This is a genomic window from Candidatus Zixiibacteriota bacterium (assembly GCA_022865345.1).
In the GTDB taxonomy this organism is placed as follows: domain Bacteria; phylum Zixibacteria; class MSB-5A5; order MSB-5A5; family RBG-16-43-9; genus RBG-16-43-9.
Genome location: JALHSU010000232.1, coordinates 1 through 9,236, shown reverse-complemented (window position 1 = coordinate 9,236; position 9,236 = coordinate 1). Strand labels below are relative to the sequence as shown.

Here is a 9,236-nt window from a genome sequence, read left to right as displayed (position 1 = left end):
TACCGGAGTTATGGGTGCCTCAAGACTAACTTATTCTTTAAGTAAATTCGGGATTATAAGCCCCTGGTTTAATGCAGTTCATCCAAAGTTCAGAACACCAGCTCGCACTATCATAATCTTCTCAATGATAGGGATAGTGGAGACCGTTCTTTCCTTCCTTACCCCTTCAGCTATAGACACCTTAGGAAATATGTATGCCTTTGGTGCCACTTTAGGTTATACTTTAGTCTTTATTGCCTTGATAAAACTCAGGTTCTCAGACCCCTATACTCCCAGACCTTATAAGATGCCTTTGAATATAAAAATAGGGTATAAGGGAAGGAAAGTAGATTTCCCTCTGCTGGGAGTCATCGGTATGTTAGGTGTAGCTACTATTCTCTTTATGGTGGTCCTGACTCACACCATTGGAAGGATAGCCGGGCCTGCCTGGATTTTATTGTGCTTCATCTATTATGCCTGGTACAGAAAAAAGGAAGGTTATCCAATATTTAAGAGCATCAAACATAACTGGGAGAAAGAGCAGATAGAGGTTTTAACCTCGGCTGAAGAATATGATTTATTAGAGCAATATAAGAACGCTTTGGCTGAAAGAGATAAAAAGAGAGTGCAGATAAAATGAGAAGTTTTTCCATGAATTCACCTAAGAATTTAACCCGTCTGGATTATTATCAGATTATTACAAGCATTTTGATGACTTTTTTAGGTGGAATCATTCTATTAAAAGCTTTATTCTCAGGTATTTTCATCCTCACCTTCTTAGTTGGTGGAGGATTTTTAGGTCTGGGGATTTATCGCTTGAGTTTTATCTACAGATTTTTAAAGGGAAGAAAAAAATAATGCATGTTCAGGTTTCACCTTTAGGCATAATCATCGCCGTAGTTTTCTTCTTTTCTATGGGTGGAATACTATGGTGGATGCTTCATCCACCACCCCAGATCAAACCGGAGGTTGCCAAAGCTCGAAGGTCGGTTGAGGCTTTGAAAAGGATTCTGGTCCCGACTTCTGGTATGCCCTATTCTGAAAGAGGGATAGAGTTAGCCTGCAGGTTAGGGACTGAGCATAAGGCTGAGATCGTTTTGACTTATGTCATTGAGATCCCGCGCACCCTGCCCTTAGATGCGCCTATGCCTGAAGCTGAGGATAAAGCGAACCAGGCACTCAATCGAGGAAAAGAAATAGTAGAACTGCATAACCTTCCACCGGTCCTCTTAATCGAGAGGGCACGGGAAGCAGGTGAGGGGATAATTCGAGCGGCTAAGGATAATCAAGCAGATGTAATCGTACTGGGAATGCGCACCAATGTCCACGGTACTCAGTCTCTCTGGGGCAGAACAACCGACACCTTGATAAGAAAAGCGCCCTGCGAGGTTATCCTGGATAAACTTCCTGAAAGCAGTTGAACTTTTTCTTAGGAGAAGAATATGAGAGTGGTAATTTTAGGATGCAGTCGGGTAGGAGCATTACTCGCCACCGAGCTTTTTTCTAAAGGAGATGAGGTCTCAGTTATAGACCAGGACCCCGGCTCTCTCAAAAGACTGGGCAGAGATTTTGGTGGAAAAGCTATCTTAGGGATTGGAATCGACGAGGGCGCTTTGAAAAGGGCAGAGATAGAAAAAGCAGAGGTTTTTATCGCGGTGACGAACGACGACAACACCAACCTTATGGCTGTTCAACTGGTCCGGGAAAAATTCAAAACCCCTAAGATTTTCTTGAGGGTCTATGATCCGAAAAGGGCTGAGGCTTTTAAAGAACTGGACTTGAATATAATCTGCCCGACTATAGACACCGCAAAAAAGATCGAAAAGTTTTTGTCCGAAAAAGCTTAGTTGAAATTCAGATAGAGGAGAGATAAAAATGTACGTGATTATAGTTGGTGGTGGTCAGGTAGGGCATAGCCTTGCCCGGCTGATTATGTCGGAGAAACATGAGGTTTTGCTGGTGGAAAAAGACCCGGCAAGATACGGCAAACTCTCAGAGGAATTTGGCGAATCGGTTATCTTAGGAGACGGGGCTGAGCTGGATACATTGATGGATATGGGAGCTAACCGGGCAGACGTGCTGGTAGCGGTTACCGGAATGGACCAGGATAATTTAGTCATCTGCCAGATGGCAAAAATCCTATACCTTATTCCCAGAACCATTGCCCGGGTAAATGACCCAAAAAATGAAGAGATATTTCAGAGCCTGGGGGTGGATGCGACCGTTTCCTCTACCAGGATAATCGGCTCATTAATTGAGGAGAAGATCGATGCCGGGATGTTCATTCCTCTTTTGGCTCTAAAGGGTGGAGAGGTGGAGATCTTCCAGACCCAGCTTTCTTCAGATTCCACTCTTATCGACAAAAAGATCTCCAAACTAACCTTACCTCAGAATTGTATAATAATTGCAGCCTTAAGGGAAAACCAGATAATCATTCCCAAAGGAGATACTATCCTCAAGGAAAACGATACCATAATTACCCTGGTGGGAAAGGACGCTAAGGACACTTTTAAAAAACTTTTCTTGTAAATTAATTGCGGAGAACATATATTACAGAGCACAAAGGAGGATTTAGATGTTGAAAAAGTCGTTGTATCTTTTCGGGCTTTTGTTTTTGGGAATGACTCTCCTAACCCGGGCAGTTCAGGCTCAGCAGCCTAAAATAGGTTACGTGGACGTGGAAAAACTTAAATCCGAATATAAGGAATTTGCGGATGCCCAGGAGAAGTTCAGCCGGCAGTTAGCCCAGTGGCGAACCCAGGACAGCACCATGCAGAGGGAAATCCTTGCCTTGCAGGAAGAGCTGGATAAACAGGGAGCTCTTCTGACTGAGGCAAAAAGACAAGAAAAACAACAGCAGATTTTAGCCAAGCAAAAAGCATATCAGGAGTTTGCAAACAGGGTATTAGGACCCGAAGGAGAAATGGCAAAAAGGGAAAGAGAGCTTTCCAAGCCGCTGATTGACAAGATCAATGCAGTGATTCAGTTAGTGGCGATCAGAGATGGCTATGCTTTGATTTTGGATTCCTCTGGAGGAAATGTCCTCTACGCCAAGGAGGATATGGACTTAACCGCCAAGATTCTGGACGAGCTGAACAAAAGCGCAACTAAATAGATTTTTGTGTATTTGTAGGGGCACGGCGTGCCGTGCCCCTTTTTGTCTCGTTTATGTGGTAATTGGTTTTTCCAGTCGTAGCGTCCGACGTTTCTGTCGGACGTTACGATTTATTTTTTTTAAACCTCAAACCTACAAACTCCGAACTGCTTTTTAGCAGACTGGCGATGGCCCGCCTTTGAAAAGATAATTGATCAAATAGACTACATCGGAAACAGTTAATTTGCCATCACAATTACAATCCCCTGCCTGAAGTGGTTGTGGAAAAGTTCCTCCTTTAAATAGATAATTGATCAGATAAACTACATCAGAAACTGTTCTCTTTCCATCCGCATTAGCATCCCCACGAGCAAAGCCGGCTTCAAATTCTGCTTTTATCTCTTCTGTAGAAAGGGCACGACCGAAAACTTTGACTTCATCGATTTTACCTCTGTAATGATTATTTGTGTTCCATCCATCCAGACCTATCAGTACTGGGACATCATTTACATCCATATTGCCGGTTTTAGGGAAAGAATCTTTTTCCACTGCATTCAGATAGAAACGCATGTAGGACCCATCGTAGACCACAGCCACGTGTTGCCAGATATTGGTAGTTAAACCAACAGGAATATCCAATTGTTCGTGTGTAGTGCTGCCAGATTTAATGCCATACCTTATAGCACCATCTGATTCGGGCAATAACCACCACACCATTTTGCCCCAGTCCGAATCGCCTTTACCCATTATCCAGCCAAAGTCTTGAAATCCCGGAGAATATATCCAAGTCATAAATGTAATACCAGGACCATTAATATCCAGACTGGGCGAATCAGGAATCATAACATAATCATCTACACCATCAAACTCCAATGCTTTGCCCAAGAGTGGCAATCCAACCACCCAGGTCGGGTCATTCATTAGGGTTCCATTATTTCCAAATGCGCTGGAATCATGAGCAATATTACCAGTGCCTTCGTCAAATTTCCAGTAAGCGGCTAAGGTTACCCTTTCATATTCTTCTCTTATTTCATCCCCTGAAAGTGCTCTGTTGTATATTTTCACTTCATCAATTGTGCCGTTGAAATAATCGTTGTAACCATTGTCTCTACTACCAATTATTAGAGGATGCTCGTTTGGCGTTAATGTTCCCGTGTAGTTTTTGACAGTGCTTCCTTCATCCTTCCCATTAATGTAAATGTGCGTGGTTGTCCCATCCCAAGTAGCGGCTACATAAGCCCATTCATCAAGTACGAAAGAATGATAGGCTTCACAATAGCCGGCGCTGTTCTCTAATGTAAGAATTACGCTTACTCCTGCGAATCCCAACCAATACGAATATGTACTTACGTATCCTTTTCCGACAATCTTCGGCGTATGACCAGGGAAGGCATGCGGTCTTATCCATGCAGTGATTGTTAAATGGTCAGTTAAGTCCAGGATTGGCGAATCGTTAACCTCAACGTAGTCGCTTAATTTCGTGAAGTTCAAGCCCCTTCCGAGTTTTCCGTCTGTCCACGTAGTACCATAGATTGTTCCGTGATTGTTGTTACCACTACTGTCGTATGCTGTAACTCCAGTGCCTTCGTCAAATTTCCAGTAGCCGACCAAGGGATTAGGTGGAGTCAGATTTTTTAAGACGGAAACATTATCGCTAAACTGATTACCCACTGACAAGTCTAAATCCCCATCCCCATCTAAATCTGCACAAAAAACACCAGAAGCGCCATAGCCAGCTCTATAATCAACTTTAGTTTGAAATGTGCCATTGCCATTATTTCTCAAAATGGAAACAGTGCTGTCAGGACTATAGTCTTCCCCACGATTTCCGGTGACTACGTCCAAATACCCATCTCCATCTAAGTCCGCACAAAAGATAAAATGAGGATGAAGTCTCACACCATACTCAACATGGGTTTCAAAAGTTCCGTCGCCATTATTCTTTAAGATGGAAACAGTCATGCCCCCCCAATTTGCCGTAGCTATGTCTATATCACCATCTCCATCTAAGTCTGCACAAAAAAGATCACGGGGGTAATCTGCTGCAGCATAGTCAACTTTAGTTTGAAATGTCCCATCCCCGTTGTTCTTTAGAATGGAAACGCTGTTGCCGCCTAACATTCCATTGTTTGCCACAGCTAAGTCCAAATCTCCATCTCCATCTAAATCTGCACAGGAAACACCAAGAGGATAATCTGCTGTGGCATAGGCAACTCCAGTTTGAAATGTACCATCCCCGTTGTTCTTTAAGATAGAAACATTGTCGACCCAAACATCTGCCACGGCTAAGTCTAAATCACCATCTCCATCCAAATCCGCACAATATACAGAATGAGAACCGCTCCCTGCAGGGTAGTCAACTTTAGTTTGAAATGTCCCATCTCCATTGTTCTTTAATATTGAAACATTGTTGCTATTACGATTTGCGACGGCTAAGTCTAAATCACCATCTCCATCTAAATCCGCACAAAAAATAGAGACAGGAAAATCTCCAACACTATAGTCAACCTTAGCTTGCAATGTCCCATCACCATTGTTCTCTAATATCGAAAGGTTATTGCTGTGAGTATTTGCCACGGCTATGTCCAAATCCGAATCACCATCTAAGTCCGCACAAAAAATTGGAGTAGAACCATCTCCTGCCTCATAGTTGACCGCGGGAGCGAATGGAATTGAATCGGGGTTGGGGTAAAAGGTTTGGGAAATAAGAGTAGCAAATGGAGTAAATGATAAAACTAAGAAAAGCAAGATGACAAACCGAGATCTAGAACACAAAGTTGAATTTTTAGAGAGCATTTTGACCTCCTGTGGTTTCTCCGCCTTCAAGCGGAAAAGGTTAATGGTGTTAGACACTTTAATCCTTTAAAGGGATTATGTTCAGTTTACTATTTGATGATTTATGAACTTAAAATAATCAAATCCTTCTTATCTTGTCAAGTGGTATTTCAATTGCTTATGAGTTCGTGAGGGAGTAAGTTTACCATAAAGAACAGACAAGATGTCTGTTCCACCAAAAAAAGTAGGGATTCAATCCACCTGCGGCGGATGAACCCCTACAACCTCAAAAATCTACATCTAATAATTAATCACCTGGTCTATTTTCCCTTTTTTCCGGGCGACATGCTCGATTGATTTGTAGATATAATCTGAGAATAAGGCCAAAAGAACTGTTGTCAAAAGCATTATCAGAAGAAGCTGAAAATTTGAATATTTAGCCAGGGTCAGACTCAGGCTCTTGCCCAAAATCGATCTTCTCAAAAGCTCCAGCCAGTAGGTCAAGGGTAAAGCTTTTGAGATATATTGCAGCCAGTTAGGTAAAAGGTCTATCTGGAAAATAGCTCCACATGCTAAATAGAAAATACCGCCTAATCCCTCGGTCAAAGCAAAGCTGTGATGGGCAGTCAGCATCGTAATCCCTGCCAGGAGGATTCCCAGACAGGTGATTACAAAAAGCCCGATCATCAGGGTTATGAAAAACAAAGGATAATTCACCTGAGCCAGGTTTATCGGTATCTTCAAGACCAGCATACCGAAAGCTAAAGTGATGATGATTGCGATAGTCGTTGTGATGAGCTTGGCAATACCTCTACCAAAGAGATAATAATACATCCTTATAGGAGCGATGTAGATGTACCTCAACATCTCGTAATGTTCTCTGTCCTCGTGAATCACCCAGGAAATACCGAACAAAACGTTATACACATACATAAAAAAAGTATTCCCTAAGAATATGTAGGCGAAAAGGTCAAAAGAGGTCTTTCCCCGGGTGACTACCAGATACATAAAGACTAAAATCAGAGATGAGGCGATTGGGCGGATTATTGAATAAATCGCAAAGAGGAACGGGTCTGCCCAGTTAGCCTCCATTGCCCAGCCCAATTTACCGGCCAGCCTTGTCGTTCTCAAGTTCTCTTTTAATCTATCAAAAACCATAAATTTCCACCTTGTTCAAGATTCGTAAGTTCTGTCAGGTCCTAGACCTGACAGATAATCATGTGTCAGGAGTAGCTCCTGACACAACCGGTAATCTCCTCATTGTTCAAGATTTGTGGCGGAAGACTACAGTCTTCTATTGTCCTGAGTCTGTAGGGACAGAACAGTGTTCTGTCCCTACAATATTAGCGATCCTTTTGTTCTGTCAGGTCCTAGACCTGACAGATAATTATGGTGTCAGGAGTAGCTCCTGACATAACCAGAACATTCGAGCTGATGCACTCCTCCACAATGTACCCGTCGGGTCCCCTGACCCGACGGAAATCTTTTTTTCCCCTACCCGACCACCAACTCTGGAGGTCTGAAGACCTCCGCTACATTTTTCGCGACCCTGTCCTACGGATCCGTGATAGGATAAGGGTCGCGCTACGACGTGACTACCTCTTCTTCGCCATGAAGATTATAAAAGGGCTATCCTCTTTAAAAGGAACTTTATCATAATTACCGAAAAGCTCCACAGTTTCGAACCCGTTGGAGAAAAGGATTCTCTCAAATTCATCCTGAAAAAAATATCTCATCTTCAGATCGATGGTTTTGCGGAAAAGCTCTCCGCTTGCATTAGTGCTATCTACGAAAATCCGGACCTTTATAATCTGCCTGGGCTTATCGAAGAACTGATTGGAGAAAATCTTGGTAGTATCCCCTTCCTGAGGATAATCCTCCAGAATATCTCCTTCGCTCCTCAAAACTCCTTCAGCCCTGGAAAGGTCCGGATTAAACATGCTAATCATCAGTCTACTTTGAGAAGAAAGATGTCTATGAGCTGAACGCAAACAGTTCTTCTGCTCTTCACTTGAGAGAAGAACCAGAAACGAATTAAAAGGGATGAAGATAAAATTGAATTTCTTTTTCAGATGAAAATTCCTCATATCACCCTGAAGCAGAGTCACCTTTTTTTTCACCTCTTCCAGCTCTTTATCCAATTTCTCCCTGGCTTTGTCTAACATCTTTTCTGAGATGTCCAGCCCGGTTATTTCTATCCCTTCCCGCGCTATTGGTAAAAGGATTCTCCCTGTTCCGCAGCAAAGCTCCAAAACCGGCGAGCCGCAATTTCTGGCATACTCCAGCCACAAGGGGATGTCCGAGATGAAATTCTCGTTCCACTTATCGTAGAAATCCGCATAAGCATCAAATTCGTTTTGCATAATTGCGACGTCTTAGAAACCCTCCGTAGCGTCCTCACTCCTGTGAGGACGAACCTCCGTCGCCACGGGAGTGGCGACGCTACAGGAAATCTGTAGGGGCAATTCATGAATTGCCCCTATCAAAAAAATTTTATTGCCACCTCAAAGTCAATCTGCCTTCCTTTTTACCCATATTCTCCATATATTTCAGAGCATAGTGCGCGGCGATGAGGAAAAGGACCGAAAGTATAGCCAAACCATAAATCTCCAGGTTGACATTTAATAATCCAAGCTCTTTTCCACCCTTAAAAGCTAATTGTCTCATACCATCCAGACCCAGGGTCAAAGGGATTAAGGAAGCCACAAGGCCGACGGTCATTCCCAGACTCTTTATGGGAAAAAAGAAGCCGGACAGAAGATAGATCGGCTCCTGGAATAGGTTAGTGGTATGCCAGGCTTCTCTGCCGAAAAGCATAAACAGGGACGAGAACATCATACCCAGACCGTAAAGTGCCACCTGGGTCAAGAAAAATATCAAAGCTAATTTACCCAGGCTTATTACCACAAAGTTCACTTTGAAGATCAAGCTTCCCACCACAAAGACGAAAATCGCTCTGGTCGATGCCAGGTAAAATCCCCCAGTTGCCATTCCTAAAAGGATTGCCATTCGGGAAATAGGAGCGACCAGATACAGCTGCAAATTCCCCATCTCTTTTTCCCAGTAGAACTGGGCAGCCATTGACCATAAAACGTTGATCCAGTAAGCAGTCATCGCACCGCCCAAGATAACAAAACCGGTATACTCTTCCGGAGCTTTCAAAGCCTTGTAAACGTATACAAATGAAGCAGTGGAAAGTAACGGCAAAAGCGCCTCTGAGGCAAGCCAGCTCGGTTCTCTGTGAGCGCCGACTAACCTGACATAAGCCCGGCCGAAAATCGCCTTAAGGTTTGTTTTAAGCTCGGTTTTCATCTTCTAACCCTCTTCCGCATAAGGAGACAAACACATCCTCTAAAGTCGGTTCAGCCTTGGACAAGCTCAAAATCTT

10 protein-coding genes are annotated in these 9,236 nt (G+C 43.3%); 6 read left to right on the top strand and 4 right to left on the bottom strand.

Features of this window, described 5'->3' with window-relative positions; all coding sequences use genetic code 11:
- From MUP17_11150 to MUP17_11125, 6 genes are all read left to right on the top strand, one after another.
- On the top strand, positions 1–619 hold a 619-nt coding region (locus tag MUP17_11150; GenBank protein ID MCJ7459537.1), incomplete at its 5' end, for an APC family permease.
- Positions 616–837, top strand: a complete 222-nt coding sequence (locus MUP17_11145) for a hypothetical protein (protein ID MCJ7459536.1) — start codon at positions 616–618, stop codon at positions 835–837. The genes MUP17_11150 and MUP17_11145, both read left to right, overlap by 4 nt.
- Positions 837–1,400: a universal stress protein gene (locus MUP17_11140; GenBank protein MCJ7459535.1), complete on the top strand. Its 564-nt coding sequence runs from the start codon at positions 837–839 to the stop codon at positions 1,398–1,400. Before MUP17_11145 ends, MUP17_11140 begins: the two co-directional genes overlap by 1 nt.
- A gap of 21 nt (positions 1,401–1,421) precedes the next feature.
- Positions 1,422–1,826: a TrkA family potassium uptake protein gene (locus MUP17_11135; protein ID MCJ7459534.1), complete on the top strand. Its 405-nt coding sequence runs from the start codon at positions 1,422–1,424 to the stop codon at positions 1,824–1,826.
- Positions 1,827–1,854: 28 nt separating this feature from the next.
- Positions 1,855–2,508 (top strand): TrkA family potassium uptake protein, encoded by a 654-nt coding sequence (locus MUP17_11130; GenBank protein MCJ7459533.1) that lies wholly within the window; start codon positions 1,855–1,857, stop codon positions 2,506–2,508.
- Between the two features lie 46 nt (positions 2,509–2,554).
- Positions 2,555–3,094, top strand: coding sequence for an OmpH family outer membrane protein (locus MUP17_11125; protein ID MCJ7459532.1), 540 nt, complete (start codon positions 2,555–2,557; stop codon positions 3,092–3,094).
- A 153-nt stretch (positions 3,095–3,247) separates the two neighbouring features.
- Here MUP17_11125 and MUP17_11120 read toward each other — a convergent pair whose 3' ends face one another.
- The 4 genes from MUP17_11120 to MUP17_11105 form a co-directional block, all read right to left on the bottom strand.
- A complete protein-coding gene (locus tag MUP17_11120; protein ID MCJ7459531.1) occupies positions 3,248–5,869 on the bottom strand; it encodes an FG-GAP-like repeat-containing protein in 2,622 nt (873 codons plus the stop codon).
- Positions 5,870–6,148: 279 nt separating this feature from the next.
- Positions 6,149–7,006 (bottom strand): ABC transporter permease, encoded by an 858-nt coding sequence (locus MUP17_11115; GenBank protein ID MCJ7459530.1) that lies wholly within the window; start codon positions 7,004–7,006, stop codon positions 6,149–6,151.
- 437 nt (positions 7,007–7,443) lie between these two features.
- Complete coding sequence (locus tag MUP17_11110; protein ID MCJ7459529.1) at positions 7,444–8,211, bottom strand: class I SAM-dependent methyltransferase; 768 nt, start codon at positions 8,209–8,211, stop codon at positions 7,444–7,446.
- Positions 8,212–8,341: 130 nt separating this feature from the next.
- Entirely contained in the window at positions 8,342–9,160 is an 819-nt protein-coding gene (locus MUP17_11105; GenBank protein ID MCJ7459528.1) for an ABC transporter permease, read from the bottom strand.
- Positions 9,161–9,236: the final 76 nt, after the last annotated feature.